General features: G+C 42.8%; 18 protein-coding genes and 1 pseudogene. 14 read left to right on the top strand and 5 right to left on the bottom strand.

Annotation, left to right across the window (positions count from 1 at the left end):
• Nucleotides 1-90 precede the first annotated feature (90 nt).
• Nucleotides 91-822 carry a helix-turn-helix transcriptional regulator gene (locus tag AB1S55_RS17280; RefSeq protein ID WP_370979431.1) on the bottom strand — a complete coding sequence of 244 codons (732 nt, stop codon included), beginning with the start codon at nt 820-822 and terminating at the stop codon, nt 91-93.
• A 107-nt stretch (nt 823-929) separates the two neighbouring features.
• On the opposite strand from AB1S55_RS17280, the gene AB1S55_RS17275 reads away from it, so the two are divergent.
• A complete protein-coding gene (locus AB1S55_RS17275; protein WP_370979430.1) occupies nt 930-1,244 on the top strand; it encodes a hypothetical protein in 315 nt (104 codons plus the stop codon).
• A 129-nt stretch (nt 1,245-1,373) separates the two neighbouring features.
• Here the strand turns inward: AB1S55_RS17275 and AB1S55_RS17270 are convergent, their stop codons facing one another.
• Nucleotides 1,374-2,213, bottom strand: coding sequence for a substrate-binding periplasmic protein (locus AB1S55_RS17270; protein ID WP_370979429.1), 840 nt, complete (start codon nt 2,211-2,213; stop codon nt 1,374-1,376).
• A gap of 497 nt (nt 2,214-2,710) precedes the next feature.
• On the opposite strand from AB1S55_RS17270, the gene AB1S55_RS17265 reads away from it, so the two are divergent.
• The 12 genes from AB1S55_RS17265 to AB1S55_RS17210 all read left to right on the top strand — a co-directional run bounded on the left by AB1S55_RS17265 (nt 2,711) and on the right by AB1S55_RS17210 (nt 15,118).
• Nucleotides 2,711-3,301 (top strand): DNA-J related domain-containing protein, encoded by a 591-nt coding sequence (locus AB1S55_RS17265; RefSeq protein WP_370979428.1) that lies wholly within the window; start codon nt 2,711-2,713, stop codon nt 3,299-3,301.
• A gap of 88 nt (nt 3,302-3,389) precedes the next feature.
• The gene (locus AB1S55_RS17260; RefSeq protein WP_370979427.1) at nt 3,390-3,704 is read left to right on the top strand and encodes a helix-turn-helix domain-containing protein; all 315 of its coding nucleotides are present in this window, start codon (nt 3,390-3,392) and stop codon (nt 3,702-3,704) included.
• 254 nt (nt 3,705-3,958) lie between these two features.
• Nucleotides 3,959-4,534, top strand: a complete 576-nt coding sequence (locus AB1S55_RS17255) for a YdeI family protein (RefSeq protein WP_370979426.1) — start codon at nt 3,959-3,961, stop codon at nt 4,532-4,534.
• Nucleotides 4,535-4,963: 429 nt separating this feature from the next.
• Entirely contained in the window at nt 4,964-5,278 is a 315-nt protein-coding gene (locus tag AB1S55_RS17250; RefSeq protein ID WP_370979425.1) for a hypothetical protein, read from the top strand.
• 41 nt (nt 5,279-5,319) lie between these two features.
• Nucleotides 5,320-6,099, top strand: a complete 780-nt coding sequence (locus AB1S55_RS17245; protein ID WP_370979424.1) for a YwqG family protein — start codon at nt 5,320-5,322, stop codon at nt 6,097-6,099.
• Nucleotides 6,100-6,431: 332 nt separating this feature from the next.
• The gene (locus AB1S55_RS17240) at nt 6,432-8,228 is read left to right on the top strand and encodes a hypothetical protein (RefSeq protein WP_370979423.1); all 1,797 of its coding nucleotides are present in this window, start codon (nt 6,432-6,434) and stop codon (nt 8,226-8,228) included.
• Nucleotides 8,229-8,576: 348 nt separating this feature from the next.
• Nucleotides 8,577-9,356, top strand: coding sequence for a metalloregulator ArsR/SmtB family transcription factor (locus AB1S55_RS17235; RefSeq protein WP_370979422.1), 780 nt, complete (start codon nt 8,577-8,579; stop codon nt 9,354-9,356).
• Between the two features lie 46 nt (nt 9,357-9,402).
• Nucleotides 9,403-10,416, top strand: a complete 1,014-nt coding sequence (gene arsB / locus AB1S55_RS17230) for an ACR3 family arsenite efflux transporter (RefSeq protein ID WP_370979421.1) — start codon at nt 9,403-9,405, stop codon at nt 10,414-10,416.
• A 74-nt stretch (nt 10,417-10,490) separates the two neighbouring features.
• Nucleotides 10,491-10,988, top strand: coding sequence for a tyrosine-protein phosphatase (locus AB1S55_RS17225; RefSeq protein WP_370979420.1), 498 nt, complete (start codon nt 10,491-10,493; stop codon nt 10,986-10,988).
• Between the two features lie 7 nt (nt 10,989-10,995).
• Complete coding sequence (locus tag AB1S55_RS17220; RefSeq protein WP_370979419.1) at nt 10,996-12,006, top strand: ArsJ-associated glyceraldehyde-3-phosphate dehydrogenase; 1,011 nt, start codon at nt 10,996-10,998, stop codon at nt 12,004-12,006.
• Between the two features lie 6 nt (nt 12,007-12,012).
• Nucleotides 12,013-13,236 carry an organoarsenical effux MFS transporter ArsJ gene (arsJ, locus tag AB1S55_RS17215; RefSeq protein ID WP_370979418.1) on the top strand — a complete coding sequence of 408 codons (1,224 nt, stop codon included), beginning with the start codon at nt 12,013-12,015 and terminating at the stop codon, nt 13,234-13,236.
• A gap of 523 nt (nt 13,237-13,759) precedes the next feature.
• The gene (locus tag AB1S55_RS17210) at nt 13,760-15,118 is read left to right on the top strand and encodes a lysozyme inhibitor LprI family protein (RefSeq protein ID WP_370979417.1); all 1,359 of its coding nucleotides are present in this window, start codon (nt 13,760-13,762) and stop codon (nt 15,116-15,118) included.
• 324 nt (nt 15,119-15,442) lie between these two features.
• Here AB1S55_RS17210 and AB1S55_RS17205 read toward each other — a convergent pair whose 3' ends face one another.
• Nucleotides 15,443-15,874: a hypothetical protein gene (locus tag AB1S55_RS17205; RefSeq protein ID WP_370979416.1), complete on the bottom strand. Its 432-nt coding sequence runs from the start codon at nt 15,872-15,874 to the stop codon at nt 15,443-15,445.
• Nucleotides 15,875-16,263: 389 nt separating this feature from the next.
• Nucleotides 16,264-17,403 carry a hypothetical protein gene (locus AB1S55_RS17200; protein WP_370979415.1) on the bottom strand — a complete coding sequence of 380 codons (1,140 nt, stop codon included), beginning with the start codon at nt 17,401-17,403 and terminating at the stop codon, nt 16,264-16,266.
• 377 nt (nt 17,404-17,780) lie between these two features.
• On the opposite strand from AB1S55_RS17200, the pseudogene AB1S55_RS17195 reads away from it, so the two are divergent.
• Nucleotides 17,781-18,076 (top strand): annotated as a pseudogene (locus AB1S55_RS17195) (IS481 family transposase); the annotation flags it as partial.
• A gap of 324 nt (nt 18,077-18,400) precedes the next feature.
• Here AB1S55_RS17195 and AB1S55_RS17190 read toward each other — a convergent pair.
• Nucleotides 18,401-19,147 (bottom strand): helix-turn-helix domain-containing protein, encoded by a 747-nt coding sequence (locus tag AB1S55_RS17190; RefSeq protein ID WP_370979414.1) that lies wholly within the window; start codon nt 19,145-19,147, stop codon nt 18,401-18,403.
• Nucleotides 19,148-19,246 lie beyond the last annotated feature (99 nt).

Below are 19,246 nucleotides of genomic sequence, written 5' to 3'. Positions count from 1 at the left end.
TTTAAAAAGCGTTATCTAGTTGGTACATAAGAGTAGGCAACAATACGTGAACAGGAGGCCTGTTTGGGGCGAAACCGATTATGTTAAAGCCTATATAGCCGATACACCGTCCAATGACGATTTGAAATCACTAATTGGCCGAGGCGTGAATACATCATTTACAAGCTTAACGTGCTTAACTCTGTCGCAGCGAAAGGTTCGTGCTGCATTACGTAAATGATCCCAGGCAATGACATACCAAATGGGGTAGCTGAGTAGTAGGTAATGAGGCTCAATAATGCGCTTGGTTCTATCCCCGTTTAAGGTCTGGTAGTTAATCTCTATTGGAGTGTGCATTAAAAATGCTTGGTGGATATTTTCAACTATGTTTTTTTTCGGTGAAGTAAACTCTTCGAGCATAAACTGAGATGCAGAACCGCTAATCAGTATGCGTGCTTTTAAGCTGCTTACTTTATGTTTCATCGTAGGGGAAAATGATGCCATTAGCTTATGACGAACAGACGTAAGATGCGCCATAAAAATTGCCGAGTTCATTTGCTCTGCAACGGCTAAACTAATTAATAGGTCAACAGCCTCTGAATAGTTTAGGTTGATTCGACCCACTCCCCAGTGCCGATCTAGACGCACGCCACCACCACGCCCGGCATCCGTTTCGATCGGCAGACCTTGGTCTTTTAGTAGCTGAATATCTCGGTTAAGTGTTCGTACGCTAACTCCTACTTCTTTCGCTAAGCCCCCAATCGTGGTGGGGCCATCTGATTTTAATCTGGCAGTTAGAATGTCTAATCGTTCAATACGAGATGTGGTCGAGCTTCGTTTCATATTATTAATATGTCACTAAATGGCATAGTTATTCATATTATGCCGTTGTTGATGCTGTCTAGCCAAGATAGATCAACCTAGTTAATTCAATACTATTAGGATATACGATGAAACCAGTTACAGTACTAGCACCAATCAAATTAGCCAAAGGTAAAACAGAACCCGACTTATTAGCAGCGTCCGATGTATTTCAAAATGACTTTGTTGCCCATGAAGCGGGCGTGCTCAGACGCGAGCTTGTGCGTAAAGACGATGGGAGCTACCTTGATATCGTGCAGTTTCGTAGTGCTGAAGACGCAAAAGATGTAATGGCAAGGGAAATGGAATCTGAAGTTTGCCATAGGTTTTTTGCGGTAATGGATTTGGAAGGTGCGGAGGATACCGGGTTTGAATTAATGCCATCTCTTGCAACTTACTCTTAACTTACAGAACATAGGTTGCCAGCTTAATTTTACCTTTCTAAAAACCGGCCTAGTCTTTGGTTGCTATTTAACTGAAGCTTGGCCGTTTGTATAAGTAGTATATGAGCATTAAGAGGCTTACTTTATTGGCTATTTGCTTGCTGTGATCTCAGTGAATTCTCTTGTTAGGAACCTTTGGAAGTCGAGCTGCAACTTGTCCGCAGCTTGGTTGTATTGCTGAATCAATTTTTTAGCTTTAGGTGATTGCTTAGAGAAACCTACGTATATTTCTCGAGGTGCTTCGGGTAAATGCAGGGTTCGAATTTGATCCGCTACCCCCATTTGTGATGCGTAATAATGCAGATCAACATCGTTGAGGCCATAGTAGGCGTCGACTCTACCCATCAACAGCTTTTGTATGCTTCGCTCCATCCTCTTGGAGCCTGCCAGGCAATCACTCTTAAATAGGTGTTTGTTGTTTTGTATAAATTGGGTGGGTGGTGCGCCACAGTGGGAGCCTATTGTTAGGCCTTTTATGTCGTCTCCAGACTGGATTTTGGTCAGAGGGGAGTCTTTGTGAACAAAGAGCGAAGATTGTACTTGATAATATGGCTGCTCTGATAAGTGATAAATTTGCCTCCACTTTGGGGTATCAAATATCATAGCTGTACCATCAAGCGGCCTGCTTGTTGTATTTTCACCTTTACGTATATATTCAAGCAGCCTAGGCAATGGCAGTGGGCCAACCCACTCTACTTCGTAGCCCATCTCCTCAGCTATGCGCTCAAAATAAGCTATGCCGGCACCTTTGGCGCGTTTATCAACTGAGGATTGGTATTGAAACGGCTTAAGATGTATGTAACCCATGATGATTTTTTCTGCGCTTAAAGCGTTTGAGCACTTTAGAAGCACTAGGCTAAGAAATAGGTGGCTGATAACAGCAAATAAGCGGGTTCTAGCTTTATGATTTGCCATCGTAAAAGGCAACATTCTCAATACCTTGTGTTTATATGCGATAGAGTAAGTGCTACTTGTTTGAACGCTATTTCTGCCAAGTATAGACCTGTGTAGAAAAGAGTAGGGCGTGCACTTGGTTTGTGACAATGAGGGCGGGCTATTATCTATGGTTGTACCGCATATTTACATAGCCGGAGGGGAATTGGGGCAAGATAAAACTTGCCCCAATTGGTGCTAGCCTGAACGCTTGGAGTCTTGGCTAAGGTTGATAGGAGTATTACTGGTGTTTTCTTTACGCGCACTGCTTGAGATTGTTTTGGAATGGCCTTCACTCTACTTCTTTATTATGCAGTTCTAATGCATGGCGTACCGCTATCAATGGCTAGATGATTGTGGTTTTATCTTTTTATCTGTGCAGGGCTCGCTGCGTTTACCCGCTGAGACCTTTAGGGAAACAAGTTTGGATATCTGCTCTTTAACTGTGTTAAATAATATCCCTTCTACCTTGTCTCTCAAGTTATACTTATTTAATGCATAATCCTTTAGTTCCTTCTGTTCTTCAGGCCTTACGCGAGTTAGCGACACCGGTGAAAATAACGGGCATTGTTGAGTTGCTAAAAGAGCCTCTTTCGAACTTCTTTGTCGATGAGCCGGAGGAGACTCGCCTATTTAAAACTAACTTTTTGATCATGAATGCCTTGTTTCAATTGCAAGGCAGTTTTTATCAAAAAGATGCCTTGTATCTCGATCTTAATCCCTTAGATATTCGTTTATACCCCTTAATTAAGAGGGAAGGGCAGGCGGTGGCTCATAAAAACGACTTGCTTCTGAAGGAATATTACGGTGATTGGAGCCACTTTGAGCAAATTAGCAAAGAGGGTGTCGAAGAGCTGTTAGATCAATTCTGGTCATATTTTAATAACGTTGATCAGCGCACTGAGGCATTGGCTGTTTTAGGCTGCAAGCCAGAGAGTTCGTGGGGCGAGATACGGCAGGCCTATCGTCGCCTCGCTCAACTTAATCACCCTGACCTAGGTGGCAGCGAGCAACGGTTTCTGGAGATTAGAGAGGCCTATGAGGTGCTAAGGTCTTTGTATGCGGGGAAGCCGCAAGGTTGTTAACAGAGCCGTCTTAGCTCTTTATTCTTCGCTTATTAAGGCCTTAAGTAAGAAAAGTGAAAGTCTGTGATGCTCTTAGGATGCTTACATAATGAGTCATAAACCCAGTAAAACCAAAACCAGTTTCTTTCGTCGTATCTACGTGGCTTACTTAATCGATTCTGGCATTAGTACTGTGCCTGCGATTATTGATACGACGGGTATGCCTAAACGAACCGCGCAAGATACGATTACTGCTTTGCATGAGTTGGAAATACAGGTGGAATTTGTCGGTGCTACTAAGAATGGCTGTTATCAGCTGACTGATTGGGGCGCTGTCAATAAGCGTTGGGTTGAGGCTAAATTAAGTAAGATTATAGAGGTGCTTGAATACCCTGAGTTACCTGATCAGGACAAAATGCGCTAAAAAGAAAAAGTGTCACATGCGATTTGATAGTTAAGTTTTGGGGGGCGAGTAGAGTGCTGCTGTGCCTCAGAATATGAGCATAGATTTTCTGGTTGAAAGCGTGTTAAAAATTCTTCCCTGCTTCGTCCGATATGAGAAAAATAGCCTTTATTGTCATTAAACTTATTGGGTGCTCGGATGGTCGGCCTCTTTCAAGGGGGCTGCTCTTTTCAACCCCGTATATAAAAGCAGCTTAAGCTTAGGAGTCTCTTATTATGCCGGAACCAGATCCTGCCAAAGTGATGCCCTTTTGTTCAGCCAAAGAATTGGCTCAGTGGCTTAAAGTAAATCATGCTAGTGAGTCTGAACTTTGGATTAAGGTTTTTAAAAAAGGTTCGGGGCTTGCCAGTGTGACGTGGGACGATATTGTTGTTGAAGCGCTGCGCTGGGGTTGGATAGACGGCATTAAAAAATCCATTGATGGGCAAGCTTATCTACAGCGTATTAGCCCGCGAAAAGCGAGAAGTAATTGGTCAAAAAGGAATAGAGATCATGCTGAGCGCTTAATGACAGAGGGGCGCATGATGGAGGTGGGGCTTGTACACGTTCGCGCTGCTCAGGGAGATGGCCGTTGGCAGCGTGCTTATTCAGCCAGTGACATACTTGTGCCGGAAGATTTCTTAATGGCATTAGAAGGGCAGCCTAGGCTTAAACAATTTTTTGAAACTCTGACTAAAACCCAGCGCTATGTTATTGCTTTAGGTTTAACTAGCGCAAAGAAATCCGAAACGAGGCAGCGGCGATTTGATACGTTTATGGCGCAGCTAGCCCGTGAAGAAAAGCCGAAATAGTTGCGCTGGCTATAAACGTATTTGGGGTTTTTTAGTCTAAGCACACTTTTTATTAATAGTCATTACCATGAAATATATCTTTGCTCTTGCGTGTTTGTTTCCTTTCTTTGCTTGGGCCGAAGTGAGTACATGCTTTGGAACAACCTCTAGTGGCCGTTTATTAAATGGTGTAAAGCTGCCTGCAGAAGGAAATAACTATATTGCTTATAGTACTTTGGCAAGGTGGGCAGGGCGAACATATGTTCACTCTGCAGTTAGGGATGTAATCGTTTCAGCGTATCGGGACTTAGAAACAGAGCAGCCTACTAAAGTCTATAAATACGCTGAAACGGGCTTCGAAAGCGGTGGTCGATTTAGGCCTCATAAGACCCATAAAAATGGTCTTTCCGTCGATTTTATGACTCCGGTAACAGACAAGGGGGGCGCTCTGTGCATTTACCTACCAGTCCGCTTACCAAGTTGGGTTATAACATTGAGTTTGACTCGGATGATCAGTATAAGGGGATGTATATTGATTACGAGGCTTTAGCTGCGCATGTTGTTGCTTTGCACAAGCAAGCTAAGCTGCGAGGCTATGACCTGTGGCGTGTCATCTTTGATCCAAAGCTGCAAGTCAATTTATATAAGACCAAATACGGGAGCTATCTCAAAGAAAATGTAGAATTTTCTAAAAAACGTTCTTGGGTTCGGCACGATGAGCATTATCATGTCGACTTTTCTGTGCCGTGTGAATCACAGAATTAATATCCGAGCATCAAGATTGCAACATAACTTAAGGAAAAAGTATGTCTGTCATTGAGGGATTTGACAAAGTTGTTGAAAAGCTAAAACCCCACTCGCTGAAAACCATAAAAATAACAGCCTCGATAGAAGCGCCTAAACATAGCTGGAGTAGTAAGTTTGCGGGTCTGCCTTATTGGCCACTCGGCAAAGCATACCCCAGAACAAATGAAGGTGAAGAACTCTTGCTTTTGGCTCAAATTAATTTTGAAGAGTTGCCTACGCTTGAGGGGTATCCGACAACAGGCATAGTGCAGTTTTTCATAGCAGATGACGACATGTATGGTTTGAGTTTTGATCGTCCAATCGAGGATTTGCTTGCCAACCCTGATACTTATCAAGTGATTTATCACCCAGAAGTCATTAAGGATGAAAGCCTGCTCGATGATAATCTTCCCCTTGCTGATGGTGATTCCTACCTTCCTGTTGCTCGAGAGTATTCGTTGTTGTTTGCTGTGGCTGAGGAGCTTGCGTCGCCTACCGATTATAGGTTCGAGAAAATAGCGGGGGATGTTTTTGAGCTTGATGATGAGGTTGCAGAGTATGTGTTCGATAAGTTGTGTACTACAGGCTCTAAAGTTGGGGGCTATGCCTATTTTACGCAGAGTGACCCTCGTCAAGGTCAAGCGGAAGACTGGCTGCTGCTTTTCCAAATGGACAGTTCTAATGTCGAAGAGATCGACATCATGTGGGGGGATGCGGGTGTGTGTAACTTCTTTATAGAACCTGCAAAGCTTTTGTGCTGTGATTTTTCAAGGGTGTGGTACAACTGGGATTGTAGTTAGACTGCAGCGACTTTAAATCGAGTGGCATATATTGCGCTTAGGCGGCAGTAATGGCTGTTGTTGCTAGGTCTTTGTTACTGGGGCTTTGTTACTGGCATTCCATGCGGTGATTTTTAGCGCTAAGCTACTATCGTGACAATGAGTGGTGGGCCCTGTTTGCTCATGAAGTATCGGCTTCTGAGTCTAATCTCCTTGGGTATCTGGTGGCTGTTTAAAGTGTATTGGTGCTTGTTGGCTGTTTGAAACAAGGCTGCTTCCATGACCGAGCGTTAAGCTCAAGTGTTGTTTATAAGTAGAGTGTTTTGATGAGAGTATATCGTTGCTTAGCTTTCATGTTTGGCCTTGTTCTTAGCCTAGCGCTTTCGGCTAACACTTGTGGCGTAGAACTTAAAGACTTACTTGGTTCAAGTTCGGTTTCAGTTGAGCACAGTGGCGATGGCCCTAGTTTGCATGTTTATCCGGTTGATAAATATTTAGACAGCACCTATGTTGTTGGCGAGTCCATACATGTCACCGCAAGGTTTGATGCCGGTAATGGCAATGTTGTCAGCAAGTCTGCTAATGGAGTTAAATTTAGCTTGCTGCGCGTCAACGATCAGTGGGATGTCTTTTCTGAAATCGTTATTCACGATCGAGCTGCGATTGGTAAGCAGCGTGGTGTTGCTAAAGCTTCTATCCCTCTCTCGGGTGTGATTCCTTCGCCTGAATTGCCTTCTGAACAGTTTTACCTGTTGTATGCCGAATACACGGCTTCCAATGGTGAAGAAACCAAGATATCTGGCATTGCCCCCATATTTATTGTCAAGGAAACGGCCTTGGTCGATGGCTGGACTAAGACCATTACTTCCTCTATAAGACCTGATAAAACCAGCAGTGATGATGCTAATGTACCGTTCTTTAGAATTGATTCACCCGAAAAATACACTAATGAACTGTATGTTATTGATGAACCGATACGTATTACATCGCATTTTGATGTCGGCGAGGGTAATTTTGTAAGTAGCCACTACAGTGGAATTAAATACTATTTACGCCATGTGGATTCTAACTGGCATATTATTTCTGATACGGTCGTTTTTGATAAGCGTGTTATTGGCAAGCAAGCTGGTGTTTCTAGTGTGCTTATACCGTTGGATAAACTTTCGCCCTCGACTGAGTTGCCAGAAGGTGAGCTTTATTTTATCTATGCGCAACTTGTTTCGTCCGACGGTGTGAAATTTGATATTCCTGGCATTACTCCTATTACGGTGCTCAAGGAGAGGGCTTCTGAAGATGACCCGTTGGCGAGGGGCGAAAGCACAATGAGAAGCGGACTTAGTGCTCCCCCGTCTAAAGTCATCATAATTGCTTCTGGCAGCCTAACCACGGAAGCATTTTTTTATGAGACGCGCTCAAAGAGCCGCCGATGTGAAGATATAAGCAGTTACAGTTCGCCTAAGTTGTACTCTCGCACCAGTATCGAGTTGTTACTTATTTGTCAGGCATTTAGGGCTGTTGATACTAATGTCGCTTTTAAATTTATAAGCGCGCCAAATTATTCAAGAGCCTTAGAGCTTGTCAAAAATGGCAGTGCGCATTTGATGGCTGAAAGTACATGGGAAGAAGATATTGATGAGCAGTATTTTTATTCTACAGAGCCTATTATTCGTAAAGGTGAGTACTTTAAAGGAATCTATACCACAGAAGAAAATCTAGAGAAAATGGAAATAAATAGCGTTGAAGACCTTCGAGCTTATACGGCGCTGACACCAACAAACTGGTCGATAGATGTGGAGACCCTGATATCAATGGGGGTGACTAATCGGCATGCGATGCAGGTTCCCCAAGCAGTATTAAAAATGATTCACAGCGGGCGCGGCGATTATACGCTGAGCGATTTTACTAAGCAGCATCGCATGGCAATTACTGATGGGGAGGAGAATCTCTACCCTGTTGCGGGTGTTAAAGTTCGCCTGCCTTCTGAGCGCCGTTTTATTGTTTCGAAAAAGTCTGACCCAGAAGGAGAGATATTTTCTATGTTGGAGCAGGGAGTCAAAAAGCTTCGCAAAGACGGCTCAATCGAGCGGGCTCTACATGAAAGTGGCTTTATTAACTCGGATATTGAAGGCTGGAAAGTTATCAATGAGTAGCTTACTTTGGCTGGCGCTCTTAGAGCCAGTTGGCTAGTAGGGATTGATTGGGGCGACAGGCTATAAAGAGCAGTAAAGAAACTTAGTCACAGCCTAATACACAACGCAAGTACAGGTCACAAGGTACAGGCCGCTCATCACAGCTAAATAAGCTTTATTCAGTTGAGGGCTTTTCTTTCTTAGTTATTGATTTATATGAAACTCCGTTTTAGCTGTCTTGAGCGCTAAGTTGAAGGAATAATCGCCCTAGATCCCTCTAGCAGCAGGTGCTTGGCAAGCTCTTTAGTGTTGATGTGTCAAAATATATGAAATATCATATATATGGTTTTTCGTATGTATGGTGCTTCTATGGCAAGGTCTAAACAAAAAGTCTTGTTTATCTGTATAGGTAATTCGGCTCGATCACAGATGGCCGAGCTGCTATTGCGCCATGCCGCTGGTGATGTATTTGATGTGTATAGCGCTGGTATCAAGCCTGTTGCCGTGCACCCTAAAACGATAGAAGTGTTAACGGCCTTTACTGGTGATGAGGCGGAACTGCGCTCAAAAGACATCTCAGAGTTTGAAGGCTGGCAGTTTGACTATGTTATTTCACTGTGTGATCAAGCTCGCCAAGAGTGTCGTGCACTTCCATGCTTGGGCAAAAAACTAGAGTGGTCCTTTGAAGACCCTCAATATCGCAGCGGTCCGAAACCATTTGAAGTAACACTTAATGAGATCAGCAATCGTATCTCTATGTTTGTTTCGGTAGAGACCAAGCAGCAAGTGCCGTCACAGCCGTTAAACCCCGTTGTTTTTTTTAAAAACCTGACAGATGAAGTGCGTCTTCGCAGCCTTATGCTTATTCACTATGAGGGTGAACTTTGCGTTTGTGAAATGATGGTGGCTCTGGAAGAGATTCAACCTAAGATCTCTCGTCACTTAGCTCTGTTAAAAAAGAACGGTTTATTAGTTGATCGCAGGCAGGGGCAGTGGATGTTTTATAGCATCAACCCTCAACTTCCTGCTTGGGCTAGGGCTGTTATCTCAGAGGCGTCTGAAAACAACCTGGCTTTTATTGAACACAGCTTACGTAATTTAAACGCCATGGGCGACAGACCTCAAAGGCAGTGTGTCAGTTGTTTGTAAAGAAATAGAAGTAGATTAATCGTTTGGTAGCACTATAGGTCGTATTATGGGTATTTTTGAGCGGTATTTATCAGTCTGGGTTGGACTTTGTATTATAGCCGGAGTATTGCTTGGCAATCTCTTCCCACAGCAGTTCTCTCTAGTTGCCTCCTTGGAATGGGCGCATGTAAATTTGGTGGTGGCTGTGCTTATCTGGGTCATGATTTACCCAATGATGGTACAGATAGATTTTAGTGCGATTAAAGATGTAGGAAAAAAACCAAAAGGCCTGATACTGACCTTGGTGATCAATTGGTTAATTAAACCTTTTAGCATGGCGGCTTTAGGCTGGTTGTTTTTTAAGGTTTTCTTTGCCGATTTGGTTGACCCTCAAAGTGCCAATGAATATATCGCCGGTATGATCTTGCTTGGTGTGGCTCCGTGTACCGCTATGGTTTTTGTATGGAGCCAATTAACCAAGGGCGACCCTAACTACACTCTGGTTCAGGTGTCTGTTAATGACATCATTATGATTTTTGCTTTTGCACCTATTGCAGGATTTTTATTAGGTGTTAGCGATATTACCGTGCCTTGGCAAACTTTGTTGTTATCGGTTGTTCTCTACGTATTGCTGCCTCTTGTTGCCGGTGTGTTAACACGTAGAAAACTGGAAGCAAAGGCAGATGGTTTGCGTTTGGCCTCTTTTTTACAGCGTCTAAAGCCTTGGTCGGTGTTGGGGTTGTTAGGCACTGTCATCTTATTATTTGGCTTTCAAGCCCAGACCATTTTGCAGAAGCCTTTAGCCATCGTGTTGATTGCCATTCCTTTACTTATTCAAACCTACGGTATTTTTATCATTGCTTATGGCAGCGCTAAGCTTATGAAATTACCACACAACGTGGCTGGCCCTGCTTGTTTAATCGGTACATCTAATTTCTTTGAGTTAGCTGTTGCCGTGGCGATCTCTTTGTTTGGATTGCATTCAGGTGCAGCATTAGCAACGGTGGTTGGCGTACTTGTTGAAGTTCCGGTTATGTTGACTTTGGTATATATGGTTAACCGAACACGACACTGGTTTTAAATATCTTGATGTTAAACGCTTATATCAGATTATTTCTGCCCCTAATTAAAATCATTTTGCTTGGACCTTGAAGAATGACAACTCACCCCTTTGATGTTTTAAGCTTAGCGAATAAGGCTAAGTTTATATTTACTGCTTGCCCTGGTACAAAAGGTTGTAGCCTAACGGAGGCTTTTGACACTCTAGTTGAGGCTGGGGCCGATGCTGTGATTACTCTTTTAGCTGACAAAGAGCTGCAAGCATTATCGCTGACGTCATTTTCTAATGAGGCCTCTAAGTACAGCTTTAACTGGTATCAACTACCCATAGATGATGATGCCGAACCCGATGAACGTTTTGCGCTGGCTTGGCAGAAAAATAAAAGCGAACTGCTAAGGCTGGTTCAAGATAATAAAACCATTGTCATTCACTGTCGTGGTGGCACAGGGCGCACAGGTTTGGTGGCGGCCATGTTATTGCTTGAATCTGGCCAAACGTGGCCTGAAGTAAAGTCGCAAATCCAATCTATTCGAGCCAAGGCATTAACTTTGCCGGCCCACCTTCGTTATTTAAATAAGCACTATTCGATCTGAGGACATTATGAGTATTAAAGTTGGAATTAACGGTTTTGGCCGTATGGGGCGCTTAACGATGCGAGCGGCCTTTGATTGGGCCGATATTGAAATCGTTCAAATTAATGACCCAGCAGGTAGCGCAGCAACCTTGGCCCACCTTCTTACCTTTGATTCCGTGCATGGCAAGTGGCATCACGAAGCTGAGAGTGAAGGCGAAACCATGCTTATTGGTGAGCAGCGTATTCAATGCACACAAAATACACATATTACCGAAACAGATTGGTCGGCCTGTGATGTGGTTGTTGAAGCTAGCGGTAAAATGAAAACCAAAGCCCTATTGCAGGCCTACCTTGATCAAGGTGTTAAGCGTGTTGTGGTTACTGCACCTGTGAAAGAGCAGGGTGTATTAAATGTGGTTATGGGTGTGAATCATCAGCTGTATAAGCCAAGTGAGCATCAGATCGTTACAGCGGCATCATGCACAACTAACTGTTTGGCGCCTGTGGTAAAAGTTATTCACGAAAAACTGGGCATTGTGCATGGCAGCATGACCACCATTCACGATATTACCAATACCCAAACGATTATCGATGCGCCCCATAGTGACTTAAGGCGTGCACGAGCCTGTGGCACTAGCCTGATTCCTACGACGACAGGTTCAGCAACAGCGATCACTCATATTTTTCCTGAGCTTGTAGGTAAGTTAAATGGTCATGCTGTGCGTGTTCCTTTAACAAATGCGTCACTCACCGACTGTGTTTTTGAAGTGAGCCGAGCTACAACGGCTGAAGAAGTAAATGCCTTTTTACAGCATGCTGCCAATACAGAGCTGCAAGGTATTTTAGGTTTTGAACAGCGGCCTTTAGTTTCGGTGGACTATAGAACAGACCCTCGGTCGAGTATTATTGATGCATTATCGACCATGGTGGTTAATGGCACACAAGTAAAATTATATGCTTGGTACGATAACGAGTGGGGCTATTCTAATCGCACAGCAGAGTTACTGCGCTTAGTTGGAAAGATGGATCAAGAGTAAGAATTCATGGCATGGCTTGCGCAACTTCCACCCAATATTCGCCAATACATGGTGGTTACGGGAAATTATTGGGCCTTTACCTTAACCGATGGCGCTCTGCGAATGCTGGTGGTGCTGTATTTTTATGGTTTGGGTTATAGCCCTTTACATATTGCCATGCTGTTTGTTTTTTATGAGGTCTTTGGTGTAATAACTAACTTAGTTGGTGGTTGGTTGGGGGCTCGTTTGGGCCTTAATCGCACCATGAACATCGGTTTATTTTTACAGATAGTGGCCTTGGGCATGCTCCTTGTACCAACGAGCCTGCTTAGTGTCGCTTGGGTGATGGCCGCACAGGCTTTATCGGGCATTGCCAAAGATCTTAATAAAATGAGCGCTAAGAGTTCGATAAAACTGCTGGTGCCTGCAGATGCCCAAGGCCAACTCTATAAATGGGTGGCACTGTTAACCGGCTCTAAGAATGCACTTAAAGGCGCTGGCTTCTTTTTAGGGGGCGTATTATTGAGCCTTGCTGGTTTTAAAGGCGCCATACTGAGCATGCTTATCGCTTTGGTTTTTGTCTGGCTGTTTAGTCTTTGGGCGTTAAAGAAAGATTTGGGCAAGGCCAAAAACAAAGCGAAATTCACAGAACTGTTTTCTAAAAGCTCTGCCATTAATTACCTGTCTGCGGCACGACTCTTTTTATTTGGCGCTCGTGATATTTGGTTTGTTATTGCTTTACCGGTTTATCTTGCTAGTGAGTTCGCTTGGGATCATTGGACGGTCTCAGGTTTTCTAGCGACGTGGGTGATCGCTTATGGGCTTGTGCAAGGCTTTGCCCCCAAGCTTACAGGGAGTCGCTCTGCAAAGCTTCCCGATGGTCGACATGCTTTTGGCTGGGCTATTTTACTTAGTTGTATTCCCGCCTTAATTGCGCTTGCGCTTTATTTTCAATGGCACAGCCAAGAAGCCTTAATAGGCGGATTACTCATCTTTGGTGTTTTATTCGCTATTAACTCCTCACTTCACAGTTACCTCATTGTTAGTTATGCCAGCGAAGAAGGTGTTTCTTTAGATGTGGGTTTTTATTATATGGCCAATGCGATGGGGCGGCTAACGGGCACTGTGTTATCAGGCTGGTTGTATCAGGCTTATGGGCTTGGTATTTGTTTGTGGGCTTCATCGGCATTTATTTTAACCGCGGCGTTGTTGTCTCTGGGCCTGCCTAAGCATCAGCCGCAGGCAAGTTAGTTATTCTGTGGGGCTCTTAATCTTGAGTGCTAAAGCCTGAGAGCTTGCTTTAGTGATTGCGTTTTTATTCTGTGACAATGCAAGTTTTGTTATGGGGTGCCCCCTCTATCGATGGCGGGGTAATAGCACCTAACGGCCTGCCGGATTTCTTTTAATACCGTGATATAGATTAATTGTTCCTTATATAGAGATGGCAATAATAAGCGATATTTGGAGCGAGTTTAACCAATTTAGGTATGCCAGCCTTTCAGCCTAAACCTCTATTATTTAGAAGCCCGCTTTATGAAGCCTGTTGTCGTCTGAATAGGTCGATTTTATTTATGTACTATGCTGAAATCAGCAAGTTTATACCTGAATTTGGATTGCGGGAGCTGGTAGTTAGCGTCTTTTAAAGCATAGATGCCATGTGGTCGATGTGTTTGAACTACATGTTTTTCAACTTAAGTTGCCCAGAGGTCTCGATATAGAGATGGATGAGATATATGCGCTTATTATTAGGTGTTAGTCAATAAATGGAGTTTTTATGAGTAGAGCCATATTGTTCTTTTCTTTATTTTTTTCAAGTTTATCTTATAGCGTGAGTTTTGATTGTGAAAAAGCAAGGGCAGATATTGAAAGTGAAATTTGTGCTGTAGAAAAACTATCGAACTTAGATGATGAGCTTGCAGGTATATATAATAAGTTGCGCTCTAATAGCCCCGATGTGATGAAGGATGATGTGCTGGCTAAGCAGCGGAAATGGCTGGAAACACGTAATAATAATTGCAAAGAGGCGGATGAGTCGTGTCTGGAAAAAAGTTATAGGAGCCAAATTGATTATTTCAATCGATTGAATGACCTTGTTTCTGCAAGCAAGCGAATAGCTAGATCTTTTAAGCCGGGTACGATGACAATTGGCCGTGATGGTGATGTCGGTGTTAATAACTCTGGCCAAAGACTTACTCTAGAAGACTTTAAAGACAGTGACTTGTTCTCTTCTCTATCTATGGCGGATGGGGAAGAGCTTATTAACTGGTGGAATGAGTCTAATTATATTTCGGTGATAAATTCTGACTTAAACGAAGACTATTTAGTTGATTCCGTTGTTTATCAAACTGTAGGTTCAGAAGGTTGTTCAAAGCCATTTGTGTTAATTCGCCATCCTGATATGTCTGTAAAGTTAGCGAATACACCTCAGTCCTGGAAGGAAGACGGTGCTTTCTGTGGTTCCTCCCTGACTGTTTTTAAACTAGGAAATAATCGGTTGTTAGGTCATATTGATCGTTTTGGAACTGGTGGAGGGCGCCTGTACGTGTATGCCGATATAAATGATACATTTAGCATGTCTTGCAGTACGTTGTTTAGTGTTAAAACTAAATATAAAAAGAATAGATACATTTCCTATCATGATGCGTTTCAGTGGGTTCTCCGTAATCAGGCTGATATTGAAACGGCTATAAATAATGAAACCCAGTCAGAGTTATCTATCGAGGTGTTATCTATGTTAGCAAAGCAAGAGTTGAATGAGATTTTTCTTTTGGATGTAAATGGTGATGGCAGTAAAGAAGAGTTGAAGTTTGTAAAAGGCAAGTTGAGTATTAAAAACTCAAAAAATGACTTTATTCCTATTGATGATTTTTGGAAGCTTCGACTTGTAGATAAAAAGCATACAGGTACTTCTTACAATGTTTTAAATCGATATAACGCTAGCTATCTATTATTTCGTGGTGAGGATAATAAGCTATATATGATACATTGGAGCAATGCTGAGTTTGGTTGGCGGCAAAGCCAGTCTCAGCTTATGTTTTTATATCGCCTAGGTGGCAATAGCCCTGAGTACTTAGATTCTCTAAGGTTAGAGCCAGACAATACTTATTTTATGAAGCATATGTTTTGTGATTAGCTCAATTTCTACATCTTCGGTCTTCAGTGGCTTGCTGCTACGGCTATTCCTGTATTGGATTTGTCGCGCTTGTCGTTGCCGAGATGGACACCATCTCGGCGTTTAACGCGGTAACTTTGGTAAGCATCTACCGAAGCTCATTGAAATCACTTTTGGATATTGATGGACTTAGCTGCCTCGCGAGTAAGGGGGCCTTGTTCTTGCATATTCATCACTACCTACCCTTAGCTGTTATAGCTAAGGGTAGGTAGTTACACAATTTTATCTACAGGCTTAAGTGAAACTCCTTGAATATAACACTCGCATAGCGACTATAAAAATGGGTTAAAGATTAACTGCTCTCCCTAGCGATTTTGTGATACTCCATTTTTGTCGGCCAGAGCCATCATCCTTGGTCCATAAATCCACCTTCGTGCCCTCGGGATTAACGCTTAGGTACTTCCGGTTACCTGAGACTCCGCCTTTAATCTTTATATGCTCTCCTGAAATAATCCATCTTTGACGACCAGAGCCATCATCTTCAGTCCACAAATCAACAATCGTCCCATCTCCATTCGTACTTAAGTATTTTCGATTGCCATCAACTCCACCCACGACAATAATATTATATGAGACCCCATCGGAGGTTTTCTCTAGCCCCCACATCTGACGCCCCTGGCAATCATTAATAGTCCATAAATCAACAAATTTACCATGTCCTGGAACACTCAGATACTCTCTTCCGAATGTACCACCTTTAACTTTTATATTTTTCACAAACGGATGATAAAGAGTGGAACATCGGAATTTAGTGCCATAATGGCACCCATTTGAGCCCACTATGTCTAATGGGTTGCTGCTGCCACCCATGGGGCGAGAATGTAAATTTCCAATACACTCGCTCTTATTTCTGCCGTTACAGGCTTTAGTTTCTCCCGAGCATCGATAAGGGGGGGCCTTGCTTGCGTGAAAGCGGCACCCAGGTTGAGTTTCACAGTTTGAACGAGTGGTGAACATGTGGCACCATGTAGGCTGCGCTTTACAGATATAGTCACCTGCCGTAGAGGAGAAAGAAATCGTACTCAAAAATGAAAAAACTATTACCACTTGAAATAACTTATACATGCTCATTTCCTTGAATATAAAATTCGACAAACAACACAGTCCTATCTAGAGAACTCATCCCCACCGGTCAAAAATGGAAATCTCTCCGTAATTTCGCTTTTTTCCTTCCCTCTTAAAATAAACTCATTTTTAATGGATTCATAAAGTTCCAATCTGTGAGTGGGGTTTTTAATTTCATCCAGCCAAAATTGAACTTCACTAGGGCGAGAAAAGATGAAACGTTTTGCAGTACTCATAGCAATACGATCTTTATACTCACCTGGGGACCGGCTATATATTTCCGTTTTAAACTCATCTAGACTCAAGCTGTTAAATGCATTATCAATAACAAAAAAAACATCCGAGTCCTTCACAATTCCCTGCTGGTTAGTCGCGTAGCGAAAAGCCTCAATTGCATTATGGTCTGACCAGCGCTTTAAAGCCTCTCCCTTTAATCGACTAGAAACCTCAGCCTCACTCGCATAATAATCTGATAATTCTAATGCTTTTTCATAGTCTGATTCAGCAATCTTTTCAGCCGCGATCCTTAACAGCCCGCCTCTAACTTGATCGCTTCTCTCTAATGTAATCTGGTCGATAGTTTGTGCAAATCCTTGATCGCTATCCAATGCAGATTTCACCGCAATTAATTTCAAATCAAACAAATTAAGAGAAGAAAATTCAACTGAGTTCTCTATGTCGCTAGAGTTAATCCAATCGATTGCCTGTTGAAGATGATGACTTGCCAATCTTTTTGATACCTCCTCTCCCAACTCTATTTTTTTGTATCCAGAGGCTTTAAAAAACAAATTTATTATCTCCGAAATACTTTCAGTCTGGACTTCTTCAATACCTTGATTTTTACTCGTTGAACCTGATCTTAAACACTGCTCATGCCTGACGCTACGTAGTTCAGTTTTTCCCCTTTCTTTAACCGATGGGAAAGGAGAAGCGGCAGGTGCCGCTACTGGATTTTGATTGGCCTTCAGCCTCTCCCAGTACATACCAAAATAAAAGCCTAAAGCGCAAAGGAGGAGTGGAAAGCCAAGTGCAAGACAGTAAATATATCTAGGAGGCATACGGATACACATAGATACAAAAAAACAATTATCATGTATCCAAGAACTATAAACAAGAGATAAAAGACGACATGCTTTTAAGGTAAATAATTGGCCATGACAATCAAGATATTCAATCTCCATGAGAGCTGTTACAGAGTCCTAAAATAACGCGTGAAATGTGTAAACTTGGTGTTCGTATTGATCAGAATATGTGTTGTTATAATCATGAGGGGCAATAGTTTAAGGGTTGCTACGACTCGGGTGTATCGTGCAGTAACGTATAAAAATTGGACTATCCAAGGCAAGCCCTTCTTTGAGAGTGTCTCACACCTACAGTGAAAAATCAGATACGTAACCTATATCCGCATTCATGATGAAAGATGGAAGTACCTTGCTGTGATTATGGGCCGGTGCAGTAGCAGAGTTGTATCCTGAGTTCTTGGTGATGAAATAGACGCGGCTTTAACAGTTGCGACAGTCCTGTGGGCCATTCGAAACAGAGGGCAGTACCTAGGCTTGATTTTCAACTCTACTTGGCCATCAATGACATCGACAGCACGAAAACTAAAGCAAGGTCACCATAGATAAGCGACATCTACTAACGCTTTCACAAAGCGATTTTTAATGAGCTTTACCAAGTGAATTTTCGCAAAAAATTATATGGTTCTCTAGGTAAGATTCAAGAAAGTCTGGTTGAATGGATACTACAACAATGTTCGAACCGTCAGGGAAATATGCGCTACAGAAGAACGCCAATGGAAACTTTACTTGATGGTAAAACATCTGGTCGGAGAAGAATTTAGCTCAGATCTAAACTGACAAACACTTAATTAAGTCGAGTAACTGTCAGATTAAGTCTGAGCTACTATCTGTCATTACAATACCAATTATTCTGTTATGCTTTACTCCTAAATATAGCCATAGCGTGGGTTATTTGGTTTTAATTATTTCTTATATAGGCGCAAAACTACTTGAGGTCTTTGACCATCAAATTCATGCTTACTTGGGGCTTATAAGTGGGCATAGTATCAAGCATGTCTTGCCAGCAATTGGCCTTTACTACTTGATTTCAACATATAAAAAGAGAGTGGCTATCTAAGCCTGCATGTCTATCGTTGCGGATTATCACCTGTACTGCTTAGGCATCTTTGTTTTTTCTTGCGTGTGGCTCAAAGTGCTTATAACGCCAGCGTCGAAGCGCAAGTACTAAGGTATTTCCTTTTTTATGGCTCAGGGGTAACGATGCTTCTGCTTGCATGGTCGTGCTCATATCGACGGCAAGTTTGTCCATTTTTTCTTGTATGCTTTGCTGGGCTTTGTCCGAGAGTAGGGCGTTCATAACGATGAGCTTTTCGTCGCTGGCGGCAAAGCGTGTATTAAAGAATTCATCTACAACGACATCTAAAAAGTATTTCTGAATTGGCCCCATTGGGTTCCAGCGGAAGTTGGTTGCGATTTTCAGCTTAATACGGTTACCCGGCAGTAAGTCGATGAGCTTGAGTCTATCGAGCTTGGCGAGCTTTTGTATGCAGGTGGCTTGGCTTAATTCATAGTGCTCAATAAGGTCTTGAAAGCAAAAACCGTTAATCACACTGACGGCAACCAACAGTAGCTCAAGGTCTGCTGCTATTTCACGCTCTTGCTCTTCGGTCAGGTGGGCAAGTTTCTTTTCGCAGCTTTTACTGGCCTCTGCAAGGTCGATCCAGTCCCAATCTAACAAAGCGCAGATGGCGGCGATACGCTCAAGGGTGAATTGTTTGTTGGCAAACATGCGCTTGACCGAGGCTTCACTTAACTCGAGTTTTTCAGCAATGTGGCGGTAGGTGATATGTTTGCGCCTTAGTTCTTGCTTGAGTGTATCGATCAATTGCTGAGTTTGGGCCATTATCTTACTTAAATAGGTTGCTGAGCTTAGTAAAGAAGAGCTCATAATAGTAAAAAGGTATTATTTGGTAATACCTTTGTGCTCGTATAGAGGCACATT

It is taken from the genome of Agaribacterium sp. ZY112 (assembly GCF_041346925.1).
GTDB lineage: Bacteria > Pseudomonadota > Gammaproteobacteria > Pseudomonadales > Cellvibrionaceae > Agaribacterium.
The sequence above is the reverse complement of the archived record's forward strand: the minus strand, read 5'-3'. Positions and strand labels throughout refer to the sequence as shown.